Annotated in this window: 18 protein-coding genes; 6 read left to right on the plus strand and 12 right to left on the minus strand. The window is 70.6% G+C overall.

What is annotated here, in order from left to right; translation table 11 throughout:
• Window position 1 precedes the first annotated feature (1 nt).
• Window positions 2–1465: a metalloprotease TldD gene (tldD, locus tag ACFOM9_RS03400; protein WP_386707279.1), complete on the plus strand. Its 1464-nt coding sequence runs from the start codon at window positions 2–4 to the stop codon at window positions 1463–1465.
• 115 nt (window positions 1466–1580) lie between these two features.
• On the opposite strand, the gene yjgA is transcribed toward tldD, so the two are convergent.
• Window positions 1581–2126, minus strand: coding sequence for a ribosome biogenesis factor YjgA (gene yjgA, locus ACFOM9_RS03405; protein ID WP_386706184.1), 546 nt, complete (start codon window positions 2124–2126; stop codon window positions 1581–1583).
• A gap of 200 nt (window positions 2127–2326) precedes the next feature.
• On the opposite strand from yjgA, the gene pmbA reads away from it, so the two are divergent.
• From pmbA to ACFOM9_RS03420, 3 genes are all read left to right on the plus strand, one after another.
• Window positions 2327–3685 (plus strand): metalloprotease PmbA, encoded by a 1359-nt coding sequence (gene pmbA, locus ACFOM9_RS03410; protein WP_386707282.1) that lies wholly within the window; start codon window positions 2327–2329, stop codon window positions 3683–3685.
• 227 nt (window positions 3686–3912) lie between these two features.
• Window positions 3913–4338 carry a DUF4870 domain-containing protein gene (locus ACFOM9_RS03415; RefSeq protein ID WP_386706186.1) on the plus strand — a complete coding sequence of 142 codons (426 nt, stop codon included), beginning with the start codon at window positions 3913–3915 and terminating at the stop codon, window positions 4336–4338.
• 252 nt (window positions 4339–4590) lie between these two features.
• Window positions 4591–5046, plus strand: a complete 456-nt coding sequence (locus tag ACFOM9_RS03420) for a DUF4870 domain-containing protein (RefSeq protein ID WP_386706188.1) — start codon at window positions 4591–4593, stop codon at window positions 5044–5046.
• A 64-nt stretch (window positions 5047–5110) separates the two neighbouring features.
• On the opposite strand, the gene ACFOM9_RS03425 is transcribed toward ACFOM9_RS03420, so the two are convergent.
• From ACFOM9_RS03425 to tilS, 5 genes are all read right to left on the minus strand, one after another.
• Window positions 5111–6463, minus strand: coding sequence for a M48 family metalloprotease (locus ACFOM9_RS03425; protein WP_386706190.1), 1353 nt, complete (start codon window positions 6461–6463; stop codon window positions 5111–5113).
• Between the two features lie 105 nt (window positions 6464–6568).
• Window positions 6569–8443, minus strand: coding sequence for a CHASE2 domain-containing protein (locus ACFOM9_RS03430; protein ID WP_386706192.1), 1875 nt, complete (start codon window positions 8441–8443; stop codon window positions 6569–6571).
• A gap of 166 nt (window positions 8444–8609) precedes the next feature.
• Window positions 8610–9488 carry a polyprenyl synthetase family protein gene (locus tag ACFOM9_RS03435; protein WP_386707284.1) on the minus strand — a complete coding sequence of 293 codons (879 nt, stop codon included), beginning with the start codon at window positions 9486–9488 and terminating at the stop codon, window positions 8610–8612.
• Window positions 9489–9503: 15 nt separating this feature from the next.
• Complete coding sequence (locus ACFOM9_RS03440; protein WP_386706194.1) at window positions 9504–9773, minus strand: exodeoxyribonuclease VII small subunit; 270 nt, start codon at window positions 9771–9773, stop codon at window positions 9504–9506.
• Between the two features lie 26 nt (window positions 9774–9799).
• A complete protein-coding gene (gene tilS, locus ACFOM9_RS03445) occupies window positions 9800–11167 on the minus strand; it encodes a tRNA lysidine(34) synthetase TilS (protein ID WP_386706196.1) in 1368 nt (455 codons plus the stop codon).
• Between the two features lie 107 nt (window positions 11168–11274).
• Here tilS and ACFOM9_RS03450 point away from each other — a divergent pair, with 107 nt between their 5' ends.
• Window positions 11275–12342 carry an NADH:flavin oxidoreductase/NADH oxidase gene (locus ACFOM9_RS03450; protein WP_386706197.1) on the plus strand — a complete coding sequence of 356 codons (1068 nt, stop codon included), beginning with the start codon at window positions 11275–11277 and terminating at the stop codon, window positions 12340–12342.
• 37 nt (window positions 12343–12379) lie between these two features.
• Here the strand turns inward: ACFOM9_RS03450 and ACFOM9_RS03455 are convergent, their stop codons facing one another.
• Window positions 12380–13225 carry a class I SAM-dependent methyltransferase gene (locus ACFOM9_RS03455; RefSeq protein WP_386706199.1) on the minus strand — a complete coding sequence of 282 codons (846 nt, stop codon included), beginning with the start codon at window positions 13223–13225 and terminating at the stop codon, window positions 12380–12382.
• A gap of 96 nt (window positions 13226–13321) precedes the next feature.
• The gene (locus ACFOM9_RS03460) at window positions 13322–14281 is read right to left on the minus strand and encodes an acetyl-CoA carboxylase carboxyltransferase subunit alpha (protein ID WP_386706201.1); all 960 of its coding nucleotides are present in this window, start codon (window positions 14279–14281) and stop codon (window positions 13322–13324) included.
• A 215-nt stretch (window positions 14282–14496) separates the two neighbouring features.
• Between ACFOM9_RS03460 and ACFOM9_RS03465 the strand changes: the two genes are divergently transcribed.
• A complete protein-coding gene (locus tag ACFOM9_RS03465) occupies window positions 14497–15450 on the plus strand; it encodes a glutaminase (RefSeq protein ID WP_386706203.1) in 954 nt (317 codons plus the stop codon).
• A gap of 4 nt (window positions 15451–15454) precedes the next feature.
• On the opposite strand, the gene dnaE is transcribed toward ACFOM9_RS03465, so the two are convergent.
• From dnaE to lpxA, 4 genes are all read right to left on the minus strand, one after another.
• Window positions 15455–19030 (minus strand): DNA polymerase III subunit alpha, encoded by a 3576-nt coding sequence (gene dnaE / locus ACFOM9_RS03470; protein ID WP_386706205.1) that lies wholly within the window; start codon window positions 19028–19030, stop codon window positions 15455–15457.
• A gap of 237 nt (window positions 19031–19267) precedes the next feature.
• Window positions 19268–19924, minus strand: a complete 657-nt coding sequence (locus ACFOM9_RS03475; RefSeq protein WP_386706207.1) for a ribonuclease HII — start codon at window positions 19922–19924, stop codon at window positions 19268–19270.
• 331 nt (window positions 19925–20255) lie between these two features.
• Complete coding sequence (lpxB, locus tag ACFOM9_RS03480; protein WP_386707287.1) at window positions 20256–21524, minus strand: lipid-A-disaccharide synthase; 1269 nt, start codon at window positions 21522–21524, stop codon at window positions 20256–20258.
• Between the two features lie 71 nt (window positions 21525–21595).
• Complete coding sequence (gene lpxA, locus ACFOM9_RS03485) at window positions 21596–22381, minus strand: acyl-ACP--UDP-N-acetylglucosamine O-acyltransferase (RefSeq protein ID WP_386706209.1); 786 nt, start codon at window positions 22379–22381, stop codon at window positions 21596–21598.

Genomic DNA, 22381 nt, shown 5'->3' on the forward strand with positions numbered 1-22381 from the left:
GATGACCACCGATCCGCACCAGGGCGATTCACCGCTCGCACTCGCCCAGACCCGGCTGCTGAGACCGGCTGGCCTCGACCCACGCGAACTCGAACGCACCTTCGGCGCCTTGCTGGGTCCGGGCATCGACTTCGGCGATCTGTATTTCCAGCATGCCCGGCGCGAGGGCTGGACGATGGAGGACGGGATCGTCAAGGAAGGCGCGCATTCGATTGAACAGGGCGTGGGCGTGCGCGCGATCTCCGGCGAGAAGACCGGTTTCGCCTATTCCGACGACATCAACGCCGCCGCGCTGCTGGCCTCGGCGCAGTCGGCGCGCGCGATCGCGCGTGATGGCGACGGCCACGTCGCGCGCACGCTCGTCCCCGGCCATGGCCGGCAGCTGTACGCGCCGCATGATCCGATCGATGCGATGGGCAACGAAGCCAAGGTCGAGGCGCTGCGCCGCGTCGACAAGCTCCTGCGCGCCGTGGACCCGCGGGTGAAGCAGGTGATGGTGGGTCTGACCGGCGGCGTCGACACGATCCTGGTCGCGCGCAGCGACGGTGTGCTCGCCGGCGACGTGCGCCCGCTGGTGCGCATGAACATCCAGGTGATCGTCGAGCAGGACGGGCGCCGCGAATCGGGCTTCGCCGGCTACGGCGGGCGCCATTCGTACGCCGAGTTGCTGGGCGACGGCAAGCCGGAGAAGTTCGCGCGCGAGGCGCTGCGGCAGGCGCTGGTCAACCTCGAGGCCATCGACGCGCCCGCCGGGGTGATGCCGGTGGTCCTCGGTGCCGGCTGGCCCGGCGTGCTGCTGCACGAGGCGGTCGGCCACGGGCTGGAAGGCGATTTCAATCGCAAGGGCACCTCCACCTACGCCGGCCGCATGGGCCAGCGCGTGGCCTCGCCCGGCGTGACCATCGTCGACGATGGCACCCTCGACGGCCGCCGCGGCTCGCTCAACGTCGACGACGAAGGCACGCCGACGCAGTGCACGCCGCTGATCGAGGATGGCGTGCTGACCGGCTACATGCAGGACACGCTCAACGCGCGGCTGATGGGCGCCAAGCCCACCGGAAACGGCCGCCGCGAGTCGTTCGCGCACCTGGTCATGCCGCGCATGACCAACACTTACATGCTCGCCGGGACGCACGATCCGCAGGACATGATCCGTTCGGTCAAGCGCGGCCTGTACGCGGTCAATTTCGGCGGCGGACAGGTCGACATCACCAACGGCAAGTACGTGTTCTCGGCCACCGAGGCCTACCTGATCGAGGACGGCAGGGTGACCGCGCCGGTCAAGGGCGCGACCCTGATCGGCAACGGGCCGGAGACGATGCAGAAGGTGAAGATGATCGGCCACGACCTGGCCCTGGACGAGGGCGTCGGCGTGTGCGGCAAGGACGGGCAGAGCGTGCCGGTCGGTGTCGGCCAGCCGTCGCTGCTGATCGAGGGACTGACCGTCGGCGGCACCCAAGCCTGATGCTTGCAATGCGCCCCATGCGCCCTTGTACGAGCGGCTTCAGCCGCGAGCTTTTCGCTTCCGCGGGCGGGGTAAAGAGATCGCGGCTGAAGCCGCTCCTACGAAAGCCGACGGATCAGGCGGTTTCGTCGTCGCCGGGCTCTCCTGCTTCCAGCAGCTCCTTCACCGCGCGGAACAGCTCGCGGAAGGCGTGCAGCGGCTTGTTGCGCTTGCGTTCGTCGAGCGTGTTGCGGACCAGCTGCCGCAGCTGCTGGCGATCGGCCGACGGATGCGCCTCGATCAGGGCCGCCAGCGCGGCGTCGCCCTCGTCGAGCAGGCGCTCGCGCCAGTGTTCGGCGCGGTGCAGCAGCGCGGTTTCCTGGCGCGCGGCTTCGCCACCGGCGTCGAGCGCGTCGCGGATCGCGTCCAGCACCTCGTCGTCCTCGCGACGCATCTGCTTGGCCAGGAACGCCAGCTGGCGCTTGTGCGCGATGTGCGAGGTGATGCGCCGCGTCTCGGCGATGTGCGGGTGCAGGTCCTCGGGCACCGGCAGCTTGGCCAGCTGCGCCGGCGGCAGGGCGACCAGCCGCTGCGCCAGTTCCAGCACGTCCAGCGCGTCGCGCCGCTGCTGGCTGCGGCTGGTACCGAGGAATTCGCCCGTGGTTTCGTCTTTGCCGCGCATTGCATGGACCTTTTTTGTCGGGACGGATGGCCAAGGATGACGCGGATGGACACCCGGGACGTGGACGCCACGCCACCGGCCCTCCAGCCCTTCGACTGCACGCGCCGGCTGTTCCCCTGGTCGCGTTCCGCATCACCCATTGCAAAAGCCGGCCTGGCTGACCCGCTACAGGAACCAAGGATAATTCATTGAACACCGCCATCTCCCCCGCTGCGCCGGCCCACGACGACAGCATCGATCGTCTGGACCACCTCGAAGCCGTGTCCGCGCGCCTGCTCGAGCGATGCCGCGCCGCGGGCGCCAGCCAGGCGGAGGTGTCGTGCTCCGAGGAGCGCGGCCTCAACGTCAGCGTGCGCATGGGCAGCGTCGAAACGGTCGAGTCCACGCGCGATCGCGGCATCGCCGTCACCGTTTATTTCGGCCAGCGCAAGGGCAGCGCCAGCACCGCGGACCTGCGCGAGGAAAGCCTGCAGGCCACCGTCGACCAGGCCTGCGCCATCGCCCGCTTCACCGAGGACGACCCGGCCGCCGGCCTCGCCGATGCGAGCCTGATGGCCACCGACCTGCGCGAGTTCGACGGCTGGCATCCCTGGGCGCTGGACGCGGATCGCGCGGTCGACCTGGCGCTGGCCTGCGAGACCGCAGGGCGCGACGCCGACGCGCGGATCGCCAACTCCGACGGCGCCTCGGTGGGCAGCGGCGAATCGCTCAGCGTGTACGCCAATTCGCACGGTTTTGCCGGGCGCGATCGCAGCACCCAGCACAGCATCGGCTGCGCGCTGATCGCGGGGCAGGGCGACTCCATGCAGCGGGACGGCTGGTACAGCCTGGCGCTGGCCGAGTCCGACCTCGCGTCGCCGGCGTCGATCGGCCGCCGCGCCGCGGAGCGCGCGCTGTCGCGGCTGGCGCCGCGCCAAATCGCCACCGGCGAGTATCCGGTGCTGTTCGCGAGCGAGATGGCCCGTTCGCTCATCGGCCACCTGCTCGGCGCGGTGTCGGGCGGCGCGTTGTACCGGCGCGCCAGCTTCCTGGTCGACAGCGCCGGCACGCAGCTGTTCCCCGGCTGGTTCTCCATCCACGAGCGGCCCTTCCTGCCGCGCGGCCTGCGTTCGGCGGCGTTCGATGCCGAAGGCGTGGCCACCCGCGAATCGGCGCTGGTCGAATCCGGCGTGCTGCAGCGTTACGTGCTTGGCAGCTACTCGGCGCGCAAGCTCGGCCTTGCGACGACCGCCAACGCCGGCGGCGTCCACAACCTCGAAGTCGCCGCCAACGCCGGCGACCTGGAGGCCATGCTGCAGGGCATGGGCCGCGGCCTGCTGGTCACCGAGCTGATGGGGCAGGGCGTGAACAACATCACCGGCGACTATTCGCGCGGCGCGGCCGGGTTCTGGATCGAGGACGGCGCGATCTCGCACGCGGTCGACGGCATCACCATCGCCGGCAACCTCCGCGCCATCTTCCAGGCCATCGAGGCGGTGGGCAGCGATGTCGATCCGCGTTCGCACGTGCGTACCGGGTCGATCCTGGTCGGGAGGATGACGGTGGCCGGAGGGGAGTGAAGGCGCGGGGGCTTCGCCATCGCCGGCGCGCTGCGGCGCGTTGGCAAGGCGGCCGGTCGGTGGTGCGGTCGCAAGCTGACCGTGGCCTGCCGCAGTCGCCCCCCGTGAAGCCTGCGTTCCACCATCCGCGGGTGGGGCGATGCGCGCCTTTGGCTGACCGCCGCCCGCGCCGATTGACGTATTCTCCGAACATTGCCGGCGTCGCCGGCCTGGCCACGGGGAACGACATGACCGATTTCAATGAAGCCGTAACGCCTCCGCCGCTGTCATCGGGAGTGCCCGGTGCGGAAGAGCGCCAGTGGGCGATGTTCGCGCACCTGTCGGCGCTGGTCGGCGGCATCCTCACTTCGGGCTGGGCCGGCAGCATCGGCTGCTTCATCGGCCCGCTGATCATCTGGCTGGTGAAGAAGGACGCGATGCCCTTCGTCGACGACCAGGCCAAGGAAGCGCTGAACTTCAACATCACGGTGGGGATCGCGTTCTTCGCGCTGTTCCTGCTGGCGCTGTTCACGCTGGGCATCGGCCTGGTGATCGCGATACCGCTGTGGATCATCATTGGCATCGCCTGGCTGGTGCTGACCATCATCGCGGCGATCAAGGCCAACGAAGGCGTCGCCTACCGCTATCCGTTCACGCTGAGACTGGTGAAGTAACCAGCGCGCGCACTGCCGTGGCCGCACATGAGCGGCCGCGGCCCGGGTCGGGAAGGCTGCGCATGCTGTCCCGACCCGTGTGGGGAAGCCCGATGGGCTTCGACCTCCCATGCATCGACATCCCGCCACCGGGCGTTGAGCCCCGCGATCAAGTCGCAAGGCGGCGTGCGTAGGCCATCGGTTGGGTTGCGCGCCACGCGCCAGGCCCCATTCTGGATGCGTGCCGGAACTGTCCCCGGCCGGGAGCGCACGATGGAACACACCGCCGACGGCAGCCTGCCGCAGCCCCTGTCCCCGACCGCCAGCGAACGCCAATGGGCCGCGCTGGCGCACCTGTCCGCCCTGGTGCTGGCACTGATGACCAGCTGGATCGCCGGCTTCGCCGGCGTGCTTGCCGCGGCCGTGGTCTACCTGATCAAGCGCGACGATTCGCCGTTCGCCAGCGAACACGCGCGCGAGGCGATCAACTTCAACCTCAGCATGTTCGTGTACGCCTGCGTGGCGGTGGCGATCGGCATCGCGCTGATCGGCGTGACCGTGCTCACGCTCGGCATCGGACTGCTCGTCACCATACCCGCCGGGCTGGTACTGCTGCTGGCGATCGGCGCGATCGCGGTGACCTGGCTGGTCTGCAGCATCATCGCCACCGTCAAAGCGTGGAACGGCGAGCGCTACCGCTATCCGCTGACGCTGCGCCTGTTCGGCTGAGGCGGCCCACGTAGAGCCGGCCGCGCGGCGAGGCGCCGCGTGGCCGGTGCATCGATCGCAGGAATCAGTTGCGCTCGGTGTATTGCTGCAGCCCGGCGAGGCTGCGGCGATCGATGCGGTCGAGCCGGTCGCCCAGCGCCGGATGCGTCTTGTACAGCTGGGCAAGCCTCGGCGACTGCGCGCCCAGCGCGGTCATCTTCTGCAGCACCGCGTACAGCCCCAGCGGGTTGAACCCGGAGCGGGCGAGGTAGATCTCCGACGCTTCGTCGGCGCGGTATTCGGCGTCGCGATCCAGCCGCGTCAGCATCACGGTCGCGCCGTGGCGACGCACGTAATCCTTGGCCATGCTGGCGGCGATATCGCCGCCCACGTTGACTTCGCCGGCCACGATGTCCTGTCCGGCCTCGGTGATGGCCTGCTTGCGGATGACGTTGTAATGGTCGCGCTGCACGACGTGGCTGATCTCGTGGCCGAGCACGGCGGCGACCTCGGTGTCGTCGGCCAGCAGTTCGTACAGGCCGCGGGTCACCAGCACGTAGCCGCCGGGCGCGGCGAAAGCGTTGACGTCGCCCGATTCGATCACGCCGAAGCTCCACGGCAGCTCCGGGCGCGTGGTCTGCGACGCCATCCAGCGGCCGATGAGGTTGACGCGGCGCTGCGCGTCGGCATCGTCGACCAGCGGCGCGGCGCCGAGGAGGCGGCCGGTGATTTCCGGGCCAAGCGCCAGCTCTTCCTCCGACAGTTCCTCCTCCGACTTGCCGGCCGCGGCGTCGGCGACCTTCATCGCGTCGTCGGCGCGGCCGCCGAACAGGCCACCGCCGACCTGCGACAGCAAGCCGCGCGCGCTCGCCAGCGCGCCGCGCTTCTGCGCCTGACTCCTGCCGCCGCGTTCGCCCGGGCCGGCTTCCGACGCGAAGGCCACCCGGGTGGCGCTCCATCCGCGACTGCGCGCGAGCGCGGCGGCGTCCTCGGGCGTGGCCCGGTACGCGGCCAGTTTCGCCATCTGCGCGGCGTCGTAGCCGGCCGTCCGCAGCGCGGCCTCGTCCAGGCCGCGGACGCCCGCGGTCTCGATCGTGCGGCCCTTGCCGGACTGGCCGCCGAACAGGGCGCGCACGGCCGACCCCGACGCTTCGCCGCCGGCGTGCGACACGCGCACGTCGTTGACCCGCACGAATCCCGGCTGGCCCGCGGGCAACTCCACCCGGAACCACATGCCCTGCTGGCCCGCGACGGTGACGGACGCGTTGCGTTTCAGGGTGGCGACCGCGGGCGCCTTCAAGTCGGGCGCGCCGCGCACGTCCACGGACGCCTTGTGGACCACGGCCGCCATGCTCGCGGCCAGCGTGGATTGCGAAGCGAGGGACGACACGACAAGCGCCAACAGCAGCGCGGCGAGGCGAACGGTGGTGGAGGGCATGCGGGGGCTCCGGACGAAAACGGGTCGGTCGCCTGCTACAACGCGATTGGAGGCCGGAAAATGCCACATCGGCTCGCGGTCGCCTGCGAGGCGGCTGCAGGAGCGTCAGTCCTTCCCCGCAGCGGGCCTTCCGGCCTCCAGGGCCTCGCCGTGAGATTCGCCCGGCAGGAACGCGTGCCCCGCCGACAGTGCCTGCTCATCGCTGCTGGCAAGCAGCTGGCCCAGCACCGAGCAGACGCGGGCGCGGGTCTTCGCGATCGGTTCGTCCCGGGCGACCGCCTCGCTGACCAGGCTGGCCACCCGGACGCTGCCATCGCTGGACAGCACGTCGTCGTGCCCGGCCAGATGCTCGCACAGCGCCTGCAGTTCGCGCCGCGCGGTGGCCTCCACGCTGTCGCGGTCCGGCCCGCCCCACATCAGCACGGTGATGTCCATCAGCGATTCGTACAGGAAATGCTTGTATTCGACGATGCCCTCGATCGCGACCGCTCGCGGCCCGCGATAGAGCCAGCCGCGCAGCCGGCGGCGGTACTCGCGGATGCGGCGCCGGCTTTCCCTGCGGCCGGTACCTTCGTCCTCGGGCACGAAGCGCAGGCGCACCATGGCCAGCCAGCGATCGAGCGCCGGGTCGAACTGCGGGCGGTAGTCGTCGTTGCCCACCGCGCGCCCGCGCTGCGTGGCGGCGTAGCTGCGGCACAGCCCGAACACCAGGCTCACGAATGCCAGCGCCGCGAAGATGTCGAAGAACACCCCGTACAGGCTCAGCCCCACGAACGCGGCGCCCAGCAGCGCGAGGTTGCTGGCGAAGAACACCGCGTCCATGTCCCATGACGGCTCGCCGCGCCAGAACACGAAGCAGCTGAAGACGACCAGCAGCGCGGCGAGCAGGTACTTGAAGCCCGCCGGCGGCATCCAGATCGAGGAGTCGGCCAGCAGCGCCTCGACCGCTTCGGCATGCACTTCCACGCCGGGCGTGGCGGGATTGACCGGCGTGGGCTTGGCGTCGTTGAGCCCCGAAGCGGTGTAGCCGACCAGCACGGCGGCCCCCGTCAGCGGTGGCGGTTTGCCACGGCTGCAGACCGGGCGGCCTTCGATCAGGTCCGCCGCGCTGGCGTAGGGCAGCCTGGAGTGCTTGCGCCAGTCCACCCGCACCGACGCGGGGAAGCTGGCGGCCGGCTGGCCGCTGGCCCGGCTGGCGACCAGCAGCGCGAGCGAAGGCAGGGCCCAGTCGCCGAACGCCTGGCGCAGCCGGATGTCGCGCAGCACCCCGTCGCCGCTGCGATCGACATCGAGCAGCGCACTGTGGCGCTGCATCGCCTCGCCGTAGGGCAGCAGCAGGACGAGCCCGGGGCCCGGCGTTGCCGGGTGCGCCGCCAGCGCGAACGCGTTGGGTACCTCCGACACCGGCGTGGTGTTGCCGGTCCGCGCGAAGGACGCGGGCACCCGCGCCGAGCCAAACACGAAGCGGCCCTCGCCGCCCTCGGCCATGGCCTCCAGCACCAGGTCGCCGGCGGGGTCGGCCTGCGCGCGTTCGATGAACTGGATGTCGTAGCCGACGGTGTCCACGCCGGCGCGGTCCAGCGCGTCGAGCAGGTCGGCATGGCGCTGCCGGCTCCACGGCCAGCCGCCCAGGCCGAGGCTGCGATAGAACTCGATCGAACAGTCGTCGATCTCCACCACCACCACTTTCCCCGAGGGCCGGGGCTCGGCCGGACGCAGCCCGATCACGGTGTCGAAGATCGCATTCTCGGCGGCGGCGAGGTTGCGGTCGTGGTGCCAGTCCCAGGCCAGCCAGCCCAGCGCGGCCACCGCAAGCAGCGGATAGAAGGCGAACTTCAGCCGCAGCGCGAGCCTGGCATAGGGCCTGCGGTAGCCGCGCTCGAGCGCGCCCCAGCGGCTGATGAAGGTGTAGCTCGCCGCGGCCATCGCGGCCTCGAACCAGCGCTCGACGCGCTTGTACCAAGGCATCGCGTTCCCCATGGCGTGGCTCCCCTGGTATGGCATCCCGCAGGCACTTTTTACGGACTCGCCTGCCTCCGGGGTTCCGGCCTGCGTTGCCCCTTGGTCCCGATTCCGAACTATGCCTGCTTGCGCCTTGGCGCGGCACCGTTCGCGGTGCGATTTCGTCGGACTTTTGCCGGGCGCGTCAGCGGACGCGCTCGATGGCCTGCCGACCCAGCTCGGCGAGCACGGCGACGCGATCCCCGAACGGCGCCAGCGCGTCGGTCATCTCCGCGCGCAGCGACTCCAGCCGCGCGCGCGACGCGTCGATGCCGATCAGCGCCGGGAACGTGGCCTTGTCCTGGGCCGCGTCCTTGCCCGCGGTCTTGCCCAGCGTGGCGCTGTCGCCTTCGACGTCGAGCAGGTCGTCGCGGACCTGGAAGGCGAGGCCGAGCGCGTCGGCGTAGCGGTCCAGGGCCGCGCGCGCGGAGGCGTCGACGCCCGCGGCGATCGCGCCCAGCCGCACCGACGCACGCAGCAGCGCCCCGGTCTTGAGCGAATGGAGATCTTCGAGCTCATCGACGCCAAAACGCTCCGCGGCGCCGGTGGCCTCGATGTCCAGCGCCTGCCCGCCGCACATTCCGCGCGAGCCGGCGGCAAGGGCGAGCTCCCGCAGCATGTCGATGCGCGCGTCGGCACTGCCGGGGGCCTGCGCGAGCGTGGCGAAGGCCAGCGACTGCAGCGCGTCGCCGGCGAGGATCGCGGTCGCCTCGTCGAAGGCGACGTGCAAGGTGGGCTGGCCGCGGCGCAGGGCGTCGTCGTCCATCGCCGGCAGGTCGTCGTGCACCAGCGAATAGGCGTGAACCAGCTCGACCGCCAGCGCCGGCGCGTCGAGCAGCGCCATGTCGGCACCGAACGCGGCGCCGGTGGCATGCACCAGCAGCGGCCGCATGCGCTTGCCGCCGAGCAGTGCGGCGTGGCGCATGGCGGCGTGCAGTCGTTGAGGCGATTCGCCCGCCGGGGGCAGGGTGCGTTCAAGCGCGGCGTCGATGCGCAGGCGCCACTGCGCGATCACCTGCGCCAGGTCGCGATCCACGCGCTAGGCGTCGGCTGTAGGGCCGAACGGTTCGGCCGCCGCCGGGTTGTCCGGATCGCTGAGCAGCTTGACCCGCAGCTCGGCCTGTTCCAGCGCCTGCTGGCACCGGCGATACAGGCCGACGCCGCGTTCGTAGGCGGCCAGCGATTCCTCGAGGCTGAGCTCGCCGTGCTCCATCTTCTCGACCAGCTGCTCGAGCGCGTCGAGCGAGGCCTCGAAATTGGCGACGGGAGAGCTCTCGGTGTCGACGTCGGGGGTGGATTTGCGGGGCATGCGCGCAGTTTACGACAAGCCCGGTTTCAGGGGCGACGCCGCGGCGTCGGATCGGCGCCTTCGAGATTGCCGATGTCGTCGCGCGCCGGCCCGGATTGCCACGCCAGCCGCGCACCGCGCGCGCGCAGCCAGGCATCCAGCGGCGCGGACACCGCGAGGTCGCCCGCGGCCAGCACCGTGCCCGCGGCATCGGACAGCAGCGGCAGATGCTCGCGCTGCCATGGCGGTACGCCGGCGGCCTGCAGCACGTGCTTGAGCGCATGCGAATGGCGACGGCCGGGCAGGTGGATGCGTTCGCCGCCCTGACGCGCGTGCGCGTGGAGCGGGATGTCGAAGGCGTCGACGCCTTCCAGCCGCAGTTGCCCGCCGCCAGGCAGCGGCAAAGCGTCCCTTCCGTCCCAGCGCGCCCGCCAGGATGACGGCAGGGGAGCGCGCCCTGGACCCGCGTGCAACAGGCCGCGCCAGCGACGGATCCTGGCGCCTTGCCATTCGAACGCGGCATCGCTGTCCGCGGTGGCGACCAACAGGTCCCCTTCGATCCGCTCGATGCCCTGCGCCGGCAAGGGTGGCAGCGCGAGCGTCGCGATCCAGCGTCGCAGCACGCGCGCGCGGCGGGCGCGCGGCATGAGGCCGAGCGCAGCGACCGACAGCGCCTGCGGGTCGCGCGTGCGCGCGGTGGCAAGCGCTGCCTCGTCGCCCTCCAGGAGCAAGTCGCTGGCCTCGGCCGAGAGCGCCGCGCTGCGGGCAAATGCCGCGTCCGCCCCCGGCCAACGCTCGCGCAGCAGCGGCAGCAGCCGGTGGCGCAGGAAGTTGCGGTCGTGCGCCGTGTCGTCGTTGCCGGGGTCTTCGACCCAGCGCAGCGCATGGTCGCGCGCATGGGCCAGCAGCTGCGCGCGCGGCACGCCCAGCAGGGGCCGCCACAGCCATCCGCCGGCGAAGCGCTGCCACGGACGCATCGCCGCCAGTCCGTCAGGCCCGGAGGCGCGCAGCGCCCGCAGCAGGAAGGTCTCGGCCTGGTCGTCGCGGTGATGCGCCAGCGCCAGCGCCCCGTCGTCGTCCAGCGCCGCGGCGAAGGCCCGTCGCCGGGCCACACGCGCGGCGGCTTCCAGTCCGCTGCCTGCATCGCGCGCGACTTCCACCCGCGCCACCTGCAGCGGGACGCCGAGTCCACTGCACAGCGCGTGGCAATGCGCGGCCCATTCGTCGGCGGCCGCCTGCAGTCCGTGGTGCACGTGGATGGCGCGCAATCCTCCGGCGCGGATCGCCGGCTGCATCGCCAACAGGTGCAGGAGCACCACCGAATCGAGTCCCCCGCTGAGCCCGACCAGCACCGGTCGCTCCGCGCCGTCGGCGCGGGGCCTCGCGGTGAAACCGGCCGGCAGGGCATCGCTCATGGGCGCGATGGTGCCATGCGCCGCGACGCAGTGATCCGCGTGCATGGTTTGGCTGCGCCCCACGGCCCGCTACAGTGGTCCGATCCCCCGCACGAGGTCGATCCCCGATGAGCCGTCTGTTCCAGCCCCTGCAGCAGCGTGGCCTGCAGCTGCGCAACCGCATCGCGGTGTCGCCGATGTGCCAGTACTCCTCCATCGACGGCATGCCGGACGATTGGCATCGGGTGCACTTGGGCAGCCGCGCGGTCGGCGGCGCGGCGGTGGTGTTCACCGAAGCCACGGCGGTCTCGCCCGAAGGCCGCATTTCGCCGCAGGACGCCGGGATCTGGAACGATGCGCAGGCCGGGGCATGGGCGCCGGTCGCGGCCTTCATCGCCGGGCAGGGCGCGATTCCCGCGATGCAGCTGGCGCACGCCGGACGCAAGGGCAGCACGTATGCGCCCTGGCGCGGGTCGGGCGAAGTGCCGGTGCAGGACGGCGGCTGGCAGGTGGTCGCGCCTTCCGCGATGCGGTTCGACGCGGATTATCCGCTGCCGGTCGCGCTCGACCGCGATGGCATGGCCAGGGTCGTCGCCGACTATCGCGCCGCGGCGCTGCGCGCGCATGCCGCGGGCTTCCGCATCGTCGAGATCCACGCCGCGCACGGCTACCTGCTGCATGAATTCCTGTCGCCGCTGTCGAACCGCCGCGACGACGCCTATGGCGGCGATTTCGACGGCCGCACGCGCCTGGTGCGCGAGGTGATCGCCGCGGTCCGCGACGCGTGGCCGGAGCAGCTGCCGCTGTGGCTGCGGATCTCCGCGACCGACTGGGTCGATGGCGGCTGGGACCTGGCACAGAGCGTCGAGCTGGCGCGCGTTGCCGGGCAACTCGGCGTGGACCTGGTCGACGTGTCCAGCGGCGGCCTCGACCCGCGCCAGGCGATCACGTCCGGCCCGGGCTACCAGGTGCCTTTTGCGGCGTGCATCCGCCGCGAAGCCGGGGTCGCCACCGGCGCGGTCGGGCTGATCACCGAACCTGCGCAGGCCGAGGCCATCGTCGCGGACGGCGACGCCGACGTGGTGCTGCTGGCGCGCGAGCTCCTGCGCGATCCGTACTTTCCGCGTCGCGCGTCGAAGGCGCTGGGCGTGGAGATCGAGGCGCCGCCGCAATACCTGCGCGCCTGGGAGCGATGAAGCGCAGCGCCAGGTCGAATCGACCAGGCGCAGCGCCTCAGGCCGGCGAGCGGCAAGCCTCGGGCGATTTCGACAGGTCGGCGACCAGCAGCGGCTTGCGCGCGATCAGGGCGATCGAATCATGGGCGGTGTCGTCGTGCACGGGCCGCCCGTCGAGGTCGAAGGCTTCGGCATCGCGTTCGAATCCCGCGTCCTCCAGCTGCCAGCGCTGCTTCTCCAGCGTCACGTAGTACAGCATCGTGCCGTAGTGGTGGCAGACGTCGTTGATCACCGAGTAGTCGTCCGCGTGCACTTCGTGCGGCCTGAACCGCCTGCGGTTGCGCAGGCGCAGCGCGGTCTGCGCGGCGAAGCGCGACAGGCGCACCGCGGCGCGCAGCGGATGCAGCGTCCACTGGAACTGCGGGAACTGGAAGCCGCGCCGGTATTCGGGCGAGTTGCGGTTGTGGGTCGAGAACACGAAGATCCCGCCGGGCTGCAGCACGCGCCGGACCTCGCGCAGGATCTGCAGGCGGTCGGCGTGCGACACCATGCCGATGCCGTTGCAGCTGAACACGGCAAGGAAGATGGAGTCGTCCGCCACGGCCGACATCGCTCGCGCGTCGGCAAGGTCGAACCGCACGCCCGGGAATCGCTGCCGGCACGCGTCGACCATGTCCTGGCTGTAATCGATCCCCAGGTAGTCGGCGCTGATGGCGCGCAGCGCTTCGACCGTGCGCCCGCCGCCCACGCCGATGTCGAGGATCGGTTTGTCCCGCGCCAGCGGGGCCACCCGGGCAAGGGTCGCCTGTTCGGCGGCGCTGAGCTCCGACGGACGCGCGTACTGCGCGACCACCGAGGCGTTGGTCATGGTCCGCATGTTGATGCGGTCGATCGACTCGCTCATCCCCTTCCCCTGTCGCACGCGCAGTGCGCGCCTGGATCATCCGCCTGATACAACCGCAATCCTGCCCCGTCGGTCCGTCGCTGGCGCCCGTCGCGGTCAGGCCGCCTCGAACGCCCCGTATCCGCGCAGGCGCCGGTAGCGCTTCTCCAGCAGGTCCTGCGTGGGCAGCGCTTCGAGCGCATCGAGTTCGTTGAGCAGCACGGCCTTCAACCGGGTCGCGGTCTGCTTCGGATTGCGGTGCGCGCCGCCGATCGGCTCGCGCACCAGCTTGTCGATCAGGCCCAGCTCCAGCAGGCGCTTGGCGGTCAGGCCGAGCTGCTCGGCCGCATCGCGCGCCTTGGCCGCGTCCTTCCACAGGATCGAGGCGCAGCCCTCGGGGGAGATCACCGAATAGGTGCTGTATTCGAGCATCACCGTGCGGTCGCCGACGCCGATCGCCAGCGCGCCGCCGGAGCCGCCTTCGCCGATCACGGTGCAGACGATCGGGATCTTCAGTTCCGACATCTCCAGCAGGTTGCGCGCGATCGCCTCCGACTGGCCGCGCTCCTCGGCACCAATGCCGGGGTAGGCGCCGGGGGTGTCGATGAAGGTCAGCAGCGGCAGCCTGAAGCGCTCGGCCATCTTCATCAGCCGCAGCGCCTTGCGGTAACCCTCGGGGCGCGGCATGCCGAAGTTGCGGCGCACCTTGGCCTTGGTGTCGCGGCCCTTCTGGTGGCCGATGATCATCACGCTGCGGCCGCTGATGCGGCCGAGGCCGCCGACGATGGCCGCATCGTCGGAGTAGGCGCGGTCGCCGGCCAGCTCCTGGAACTCGTCGCAGATCACGCGGATGTAGTCGTTGGTGTACGGCCGCGCCGGGTGGCGCGCCAGCTGCGACACCTGCCATGGCGACAGGTCGCGGAAGATCTGCGCCGTGCGCAGGCGCAGCTTGTCCTGCAGCGTGTGCAATTCGGCGTCGATGTTGACCGCCGGCCCGGTGCTGGCCTGGCGCAAGTCCTGGATCTTCGCCTCGAGGTCGGCGATGGGCTGTTCGAAGTCTAGATAGTTCGGGTTCATCCGTAGCGGGCTCTCGGGCAGCCGGGCTGCCGTGGATCGCCACAGTCTAGCCGACCGACCCCGGCCATACCGAGGCGTACAGCGCTGACGCGATGCCGCCGGGCTGGATACGGCCGCTTCCCGGCCGGCCAGCCGCGTGGCAAGCGCGCGGGGTCGGGGTGGCCGCCGCGTGCCGGTCTGCGGCAAGCTGGACAGCCCCTCATGCCGCCACGCCCATGCACGAACCCATCCAGAGCCAGTTCGACCTCGGCAGCCTCGACCTGCCGGACATTCTCGGCACCATCCACGAAGAGGTCCGGGCGCGCCTGGGCGAAGGCGAAGTGGCCGGCTACATCGATTCGCTGGCCATGGTGCCGCTGGATCGCTTCGGCATGGCGGTGGTCACGGTCGATGGTGAAGTTTTCGAAGTCGGCGAATCGCGCCAGCGCTTCTCCATCCAGAGCATTTCCAAGGTCCACACGCTCACGCTGGCGCTGGATGCGGTGGGCGACGACCTGTGGCAGCGCGTGGACCGCGAGCCGTCGGGCGATCCGTTCAATTCGCTGATCCAGCTGGAGTACGAGAAGGGCATCCCGCGCAATCCCTTCATGAACGCCGGGGCCCTGGTGGTGGCCGACGTGGTCCTGTCCAACTACGACGATGCCGCCCAGGCGCTGCTGGAATTCATGCGTCGGCGCTCGGGCAACCCGGCGGTCGGCAGCGATATCGTGGTCGCCCGGTCCGAGCGCGAGAGCGGCTACCGCAACGTGGCGATGGCCAACTTCATCAAGAGCTACGGCAACCTGGAGAACGACGTCGAGGCGGTGCTCGACTTCTACTGGCTGCAGTGTTCGCTGAGCATGGATTGCGTAGACCTTGCGCGCAGCGTGCAGTACCTGGCCAAGCGCGGGCATTGCGGGGTGGCCGGCGAGCGGGTGGTGAGCTACGAGCTGTCCACCCGCATCAACGCGCTGATGATGACCGCCGGCACCTACGACGCCGCCGGCGACTTCGCCTTCTACGTGGGACTGCCGGCCAAGAGCGGCGTGGGCGGCGGCATCGTCGCGGTGGTTCCGCACGTGATGAGCCTGTGCACCTGGTACCCGGGGCTCGATGACAAGGGCAACTCGCTGCTTGGCCGCTACGCGCTGCACCGCTTCGCGCAGATGACCGGGCTGTCGGTGTTCTGAGCGCTCAGCTGGCCCACGGCCGGCTGCCCATCGCCAGCTTCACCGCGCGCACGCCGGGCTGCGCGCGCAGGGTGCCGATCAGGTCGGCGTCGGCGCGCACCGAGTGGCCGCCGTTGAGGTCGAGCGTGCCGGCGGCACCGTCGGGCAGCAGCAGGTCGTAGCGCAGCGGCGTGGCGCCGGGGCGGTGCTGGGCGAGCAACGCCTCGATGCGGTCGAGCACGCCGGCCACGCGCAGGTCCAGGCGCAGGTTCAGGCGCTTCGCGCTCTGCGGGCAGACCTGGTGGAAATCCCAGCAGCGCCGCGCGCGCAGCGAGAAGCCGCCGCTGAACTCGTCCTCGCGCAGGCCGCCCTCGACCACCAGGATCCGGTCGCGGGTGAGCAGCTGGGCGAACTCGAAATAGGCTTCGGCGAAGAACGCGCATTCGATGCGGCCGCGTCCGTCCTCCAGCTGCACGAACGCCTGCGAATCGCCGCGCTTGCGCATGCCGGTGACCTGGCCGGCGATGATCGCGGTGGTTTCGGGGCGCCAGCTGCGGCCTTCCTTCTGCGGGCCGTTGCCCTGGCCCGCGGCCCACAGCGCGTCGAGCTGGCCCAGGTCGCTGCCGACCAGCGCCTCCAGTTCGTCGCGGTAGGGATCGAGCGGGTGTCCGCTGAGGTAGTGGCCGAGGGTGTCGCGCTCGCCGGCGAGCTTCTGCGCCAGCGGCCACTCGCTCGCTTCCTGCAGTTCGATGCGGGTGGGCGAAGCCGGCTCGGCGAACCCGCCGAACAATGACACCTGTCCGGCCTCGCGCTCGCGCGCCATCTGCTCGGTCGCCTTGAGCACCTCCGGCAACTGCAGCATCAGCGTGGCGCGGTTGCTGCCCAGGGCGTCGAGCGCCCCCGAGTTCACCAGTGCCTCGAGCGTGCGTCGGTTCAACTTGGTCGATTCGACGCGCTGGCAGAAGTCGAGCAGGTCGTCGTACGCCCCCTGTCCGGCGCGCTCGGCCGCGATCGCCTCGCAGGCGCCGCGGCCCACGCCCTTCACCGCGCCCAGGCCGTAGCGGATGGTCCGCTCGTCGATCGCCTCGAACATGTAGTTCGAGGCGTTGACGTCAGGCGGCAGCACCGTCAGCCCCATCGCGCGCGCTTCGTCGAGGAACATCACCACCTTGTCGGTGCTGTCCATGTCCGACGACAGCACCGCGGCCATGAACTGCGCCGGGTGGTGCACCTTCAGCCACGCGGTCTGGTAGGCGACCAGCGAATAGGCGGCGGCGTGCGACTTGTTGAAGCCGTAGCCGGCGAACTTTTCCAGCAGATCGAAGATCGGTCCCGACACGCGCGGCTCGATGCCGTGGTGCTCGAGCGCGCCGGCTTCGAACTTGGCCCGCTCCTTGGCCATCTCCTCGACTTTCTTCTTGCCCATCGCGCGCCGCAGCAGGTCGGCGCCGCCGAGCGAATAGCCCGCCAGGATCTGCGCGGTCTGCATCACCTGTTCCTGGTACACCACCACGCCATAGGTGGGCGCCAGCACCGATTCGAGCAGAGGATGCGGGTACTCCACCTGGGCGCGCCCGTGCTTGCGCTCGATGAAGTCGGGGATCAGGTCCATCGGCCCCGGCCGGAACAGCGAGTTCAACGCGATCAGGTCCTCGAACCGGTCCGGCTGCGCGCGCTTGAGCAACTCGCGCATGCCGCGCGATTCGAACTGGAACACCGCGACGGTGTCGCCGCGGGCGAACAGCTGGTACGTCTTCGCGTCGTCGAGCGGGATGGTGGTGATGTCGAGCGCGGGACGCGGCCCGGCGGCTGCGCCGGCTGCTCCTGCTTCATTGCCCGTTGCCGCGGTGCGCGCATTGATCGCCTTGACCGCCCAGTCGATGATCGTGAGCGTGCGCAGCCCCAGGAAGTCGAACTTCACCAGGCCGACCGCCTCGACGTCGTCCTTGTCGAACTGCGTGACCGGGTTGCGGCCGCGTCCATCGCCATCGTGTTCGGCGAACAGCGGGCAGAAATCGCTGAGCGGGGTGGGCGCGATCACCACGCCGCCGGCGTGCTTGCCGGCGTTGCGGGTGAGGTCCTCGAGCTGCAGGGCGAGGTCGAGCAGGTCGCGGACGTCGTCCTCGTCGTTGTAGCGCGCGATCAGCTCGCTGCTGGCGAGTTCCGGATTCTTGCGCGCCGCCTCGGAACGCCCCAGCGCATCGTCGAGCGAAATGCCGAGCGTCAGCGGGATCAGCTTGGCGATGCCGTCGACGAAGCCGTACGGGAAGCCCAGCACGCGACCGGTGTCGCGCACCACCGCCTTGGCCGCCATGGTGCCGTAGGTGATGATCTGGCTGACGCGGTCGCGGCCGTATTTCGCAGCGACGTAATCGATCACCTCGTCGCGGCGGTCCATGCAGAAGTCGATGTCGAAGTCGGGCATCGACACGCGTTCGGGGTTGAGGAAGCGCTCGAACAGCAGGTCGTAGGGCAACGGGTCGAGGTCGGTGATGCCCAGCGCCCAGGCCACCAGCGAGCCGGCGCCGGAGCCGCGCCCGGGGCCGACCGGGATGCCGTGGTCCTTGGCCCAGTTGATGAAGTCCGCGACGATCAGGAAGTAGCCCGGGAACCCCATCTTGATGATGACGTCGAGCTCGGTTTCCAGCCGCGCGGCATAGCTGGCGCGGTCGTGGCCTTCGGCCAGCGGCTGCGTCTGCAGCCGCCGTGCCAGGCCGTCGCGCGCCTCGCTGCGGATCCAGGAGTCGAGCGTGTGGTCCGACGGCACCGGGAACGCCGGCAGGTAGTACGTGCCCAGCCGCAGCTCGAGGTTGCAGCGCTGCGCCAGCGCCAGCGCGTTGTCGATCGCATCGGGCACGTCCTCGAACAGCGCCGCCATCTCGTCGCTGGATTTGAGGTACTGCTGCTTGCCGTAATCGTGCGGCCGGCGCGGGTCGTCGAGTACGCGCCCGGACGCGATGCACACGCGCGCTTCGTGCGCGTGGAAGCCTTCGGGCGCGAGGAAGCGCACGTCGTTGCTGGCCACCACCGGGATCCCGAGCTTGCCCGAAGCGTGCAGCGCGAAGTCGTTGAACCCGTCCTCGCCGTCGAGGCCGCAGCGGGTGAGTTCGAGATGGATGCGATCGCCGAACTGGCGCTGCAGGTCGGCCAGCGCCTGTTCGGCGAGGTCGTGGCGGCCGGTGTCGGCCAGTTGCCCGATCTGCGCGTGGCGACCGGCGAGCGCGAACAGGCCGCCGTTGTTCGCGGCCAGCCACTGCGGGCGAAGCACCACGCCGTCGTGTCGCTGGCCTCCCATCCAGGCCTGCGTCAGCAGCCTCGACAGCGTCAGGTAGCCGGCGTGGTCGCGGCACAGCAGGGTCAGCCGCGAGGGCGGCTCGTCGCCTTCGGCGATGAACACGTCCGCGCCCGCGATCGGCTTGATCCCGGCCGCCTCCGCGGCGCGGTAGAACTTGACCAGCGCGAACAGGTTGTTGCGATCGGTGACCGCGACCGCCGGTTGCCCCAGCGCAACGCAGCGCTCGACGAGTTCCGGGATGCGGATCGTCGAGTCGGCGAGCGAGTACTCGCTGTGCAGGTGGAGGTGGGCGAAACGGGCGGACATCCGGGTGCCTGGGTGCTGCGGTGCGGACGCCGTCCAGGCACCCGCTGCGTCACGAAACGCCCGGCCGGGGCAGGACGGATCCGTGGAACAGCGGCAGGTGGCGCCTTGGCGGCAGTCTTGCGAAGGAAGCAGTCTTGCGAAAAGAGCAGTCTGCCAACGAGAACAGCAGGTTAGGCTGCGGGCAGGGTCCGGACAAGGCTTGACATCACCAGCCAGCGCCCTTGGCGGGACGGGAGTTCAGGCCGGCTCGGGAAGCAGCGTGCCCTGCGCGCAGTCACGCACCGGGGCGAAGCTGCGGCGGTGCTGCGGGCAGGGCCCGTGGTCGCGCAGCGCCGCCAGGTGCGCCGGGGTCGAATAGCCCTTGTGCAGGTCGAAGCCGTAGCGCGGCCAGGTGTCGTGCAGTTCGCGCATGAAGCGGTCGCGCGAGACCTTGGCGAGGATCGATGCGGCCATGATCGAGCGGTCGCGCGCGTCGCCGCCGATCCAGGCCTCCGCTGCACAGGGCAGGGGGCGCGGCAGGTGGTTGCCGTCGATCCGCGCCAGGCAGGCCTGGCCTTCGAGCGCCGGCAGCACGCCCTCCAGAGCCCGCCGCATGCCGAGCATGGTGGCGTGGAATATGTTGAGGCGGTCGATCTCGTCGACTTCGATGAACACTACCGTCCAGGCGAGCGCGCGTTCGACGATGCGCGAGTACAGCGTTTCGCGCCGCGCGGCAGTGAGCTGCTTGGAATCGTCCAGGCCGTTGACCGGCGTGCGCCCGGGCGCGAACACGACCGCGGCGACGACGACCGGGCCTGCGAGCGGTCCCCGGCCCGCCTCGTCGACGCCGGCGATGTGGGGCGCGGGCGGGGCGATGCGGGCGGGTGGAGCGAGGCAGGCGGATGTCGCGGACATCGGGCGATTATGCCGTGGCTGCGTCGCAGGGTCAGCCGGGCCGGAAGCGGCGATGCTCGCGCGGATGCCTCGCAGCGGGCCCAGTGGTCTTGTGGTGGGAGGAGCCTGGGGAGTGCCCTTCGCCACTCTGGCTCGGGAGCGCCAAGCTTGCACGCACAGGTAAGCCCGGACATTGGCGGCCAGGGCTGTGCCCAGAAAATACGCCCAGAGGTTTCCACGCTCCCGCCTGAGGCTCTCCGATCGGTGTTCCCGCGATCTGCGCGAAAATTGCTGTCGGGATCAGGAAAGCAACGCCCCAACAGCCGGCAGCTGCGACCAGCGACCGGCGACGCTATCGGAATCCGGCCTGCGTGCCGCCGACCAGCCCGGCCACCGCTTCGGCGGCACGCAACGACGCGTCCTGCCGCAGTTCCTCGTGGATCTCGCGATAGCGCGACTGCAGCGAGGCCACCGATTCCGGATTGCGCAACCAGCCCAGCACCGCATCGGCGAGCCTGTCGGGCGTGCAGTCGGCCTGCATCAGTTCCGGGGCGAGGTCCGCGCCGGCGAGCACGTTCGGCAACGCATAGCGATCGACTTTCAGCATGCCCAGCCCCTTGACGATCGCGTGGGTGAGCGGGGCGATCCGGTAGCCGACCACCATCGGGCGCTTGGCCAGCATCGCTTCGAGCGTTGCGGTGCCCGAAGCCAGCAGCACCACGTCGGCCGCGACCATTGCCGTGCGCGCCTGGCCGTCGAGGAGCCGCGGCTGCGCGCCGGTGACCGGGGACCGCGAAAGCAGGCTCTCGAGCGCCTGCCGGCACGCCGCGTTGGCGGCGGGAATGACGACCTGCAGGCCGGGGACTTCGGCCGCGACCTGCGCGGCGGCGGCGAGAAACGGCTCGCCCAGGCGCGCGATCTCGCCCAGGCGCGAGCCGGGCAGCACGGCGAGCACGGGTGCGTCGGCGTGCAGGCCAAGTTGCGCGCGCGCGGTCGCGCGGTCGGGCTCCAGCGGCATCGCGTCGGCGAGCGGATGGCCGACGAAGCGTGCGTCCACGTCGTGGCGCGCGTAGATCGGCGGCTCCATCGGGAACAGGCACAGCACCCGGTCCGCGCTTTGCCCGATCCTTTCCGCGCGCTTCTCGCGCCAGGCCCAGACCGACGGGCTGACGTAGTGCACCGTGCGCACGCCGCGCTGCTTGAGCCACTTCTCGACGCCCAGGTTGAAATCCGGTGCGTCGATGCCGATGAAGGCGTCCGGCTTCCAGTCGAGCACCCGCTGGCGGAAACCGCGGCGCAGCTGCAGCAGCCGCGGCAGGTGCGCCAGCACCTCGGCAAGCCCCATCACCGCCAGCTCCTGCGCGTCGTGCCAGGCCTCGAAGCCCGCCGCGCGCATCGCATCGCCTCCGATCCCGGCGAACTGCGCGTCCGGAAAGCGCGCGCGCAGCTGCTCGATCAGTCCTGCGCCGAGCAGGTCGCCGGAAGCTTCGCCTGCGCAAAGCACGAAGCGCCTTGGAGCGGGATGACCAGCCTGCGGCTGTTGAAGAGCGCTGGGGGTTGGGAATTGGGAACTGGGCAAGGCGAGGACCACGATTGCTGGGCGCCTCGCATTCTGCCGCAGGGCGCCACGCGGCGTATCCGGGAACAAGGCCGGCTTCGGCGAATCCCCGGTGCGGGTTCCGATTCAGGCGCTCAACGCGCCAACGGCCGCTCGCCGCGCTCGATGAAGTCGAGGAACTCGCGCACGTCGCCGCTTTCGGCCGCGATCTCCGCGAGTCGTTGCCTGGCGTCGGCCAGGCTGCCGCCAGCGAGGTACACCGCGCGGTAGGCGCGCTTGATCGCGGCGATCCGGTCGGCATCGAAGCCGCGGCGCTTGAGGCCTTCGCTGTTGATTCCGCGTGGTCGGCCGTAATCCTCGGAAGCGACGAGCAGGTAGGGCGGCACGTCGCCGTTGACCAGCGCGCCCATGCCGATGAAGGCGTGGGCGCCGATCCGGCAGAACTGGTGGATGCCGGCGAAGCCGCTCATGATCACCCAGTCGCCGATCTCCACGTGGCCGGCAAGCGTGGAGTTGTTGGAGAACACGCAGTGGTTGCCCACCTGGCAATCGTGGGCGATGTGGGTATAGGCCAGCAGCCAGTTATCGTCGCCGATCCGCGTCGCACCGCCACCGCCGCCGGTGCCGCGGTTGATGGTGACGAATTCGCGGATCACGTTGCGGTCGCCGATGACCAGTTCGACGCGTTCGCCGCCGTATTTCTTGTCCTGCGGGTCGCCACCGATCGCGGCGTGGCCGTGCACGTGGTTGTCGCGGCCGATGCGGGTGGGGCCGTGGATGCTGCAGTGCGGACCGATGCGGGTGCCGTCGCCGATCTCGACGTCGGCGCCGACGATGGTGAAGGCGCCGATCTCGACGCCGCTTCCGATCCGCGCCGACGGATCGACCACCGCGCTGGCGTGAACCGATGCGTCGCCCAC

The sequence above is a fragment of the Luteimonas notoginsengisoli genome, from assembly GCF_042648885.1.
In the GTDB taxonomy this organism is placed as follows: Bacteria; Pseudomonadota; Gammaproteobacteria; order Xanthomonadales; family Xanthomonadaceae; genus Luteimonas; species Luteimonas notoginsengisoli.

Coding starts and splice junctions, on each gene's coding strand:
- tldD (WP_386707279.1), top strand. CDS start 2: ATGACCACCGATCCGCACCAGGGCGATTCACCGCTCGCACTCGCCCAG.
- yjgA (WP_386706184.1), bottom strand. CDS start 2,126: ATGCGCGGCAAAGACGAAACCACGGGCGAATTCCTCGGTACCAGCCGC.
- ACFOM9_RS03415 (WP_386706186.1), top strand. CDS start 3,913: ATGACCGATTTCAATGAAGCCGTAACGCCTCCGCCGCTGTCATCGGGA.
- ACFOM9_RS03420 (WP_386706188.1), top strand. CDS start 4,591: ATGGAACACACCGCCGACGGCAGCCTGCCGCAGCCCCTGTCCCCGACC.
- ACFOM9_RS03425 (WP_386706190.1), bottom strand. CDS start 6,463: ATGCCCTCCACCACCGTTCGCCTCGCCGCGCTGCTGTTGGCGCTTGTC.
- ACFOM9_RS03430 (WP_386706192.1), bottom strand. CDS start 8,443: ATGGGGAACGCGATGCCTTGGTACAAGCGCGTCGAGCGCTGGTTCGAG.
- ACFOM9_RS03440 (WP_386706194.1), bottom strand. CDS start 9,773: ATGCCCCGCAAATCCACCCCCGACGTCGACACCGAGAGCTCTCCCGTC.
- tilS (WP_386706196.1), bottom strand. CDS start 11,167: ATGAGCGATGCCCTGCCGGCCGGTTTCACCGCGAGGCCCCGCGCCGAC.
- ACFOM9_RS03450 (WP_386706197.1), top strand. CDS start 11,275: ATGAGCCGTCTGTTCCAGCCCCTGCAGCAGCGTGGCCTGCAGCTGCGC.
- ACFOM9_RS03455 (WP_386706199.1), bottom strand. CDS start 13,225: ATGAGCGAGTCGATCGACCGCATCAACATGCGGACCATGACCAACGCC.
- ACFOM9_RS03460 (WP_386706201.1), bottom strand. CDS start 14,281: ATGAACCCGAACTATCTAGACTTCGAACAGCCCATCGCCGACCTCGAG.
- ACFOM9_RS03465 (WP_386706203.1), top strand. CDS start 14,497: ATGCACGAACCCATCCAGAGCCAGTTCGACCTCGGCAGCCTCGACCTG.
- dnaE (WP_386706205.1), bottom strand. CDS start 19,030: ATGTCCGCCCGTTTCGCCCACCTCCACCTGCACAGCGAGTACTCGCTC.
- ACFOM9_RS03475 (WP_386706207.1), bottom strand. CDS start 19,924: ATGTCCGCGACATCCGCCTGCCTCGCTCCACCCGCCCGCATCGCCCCG.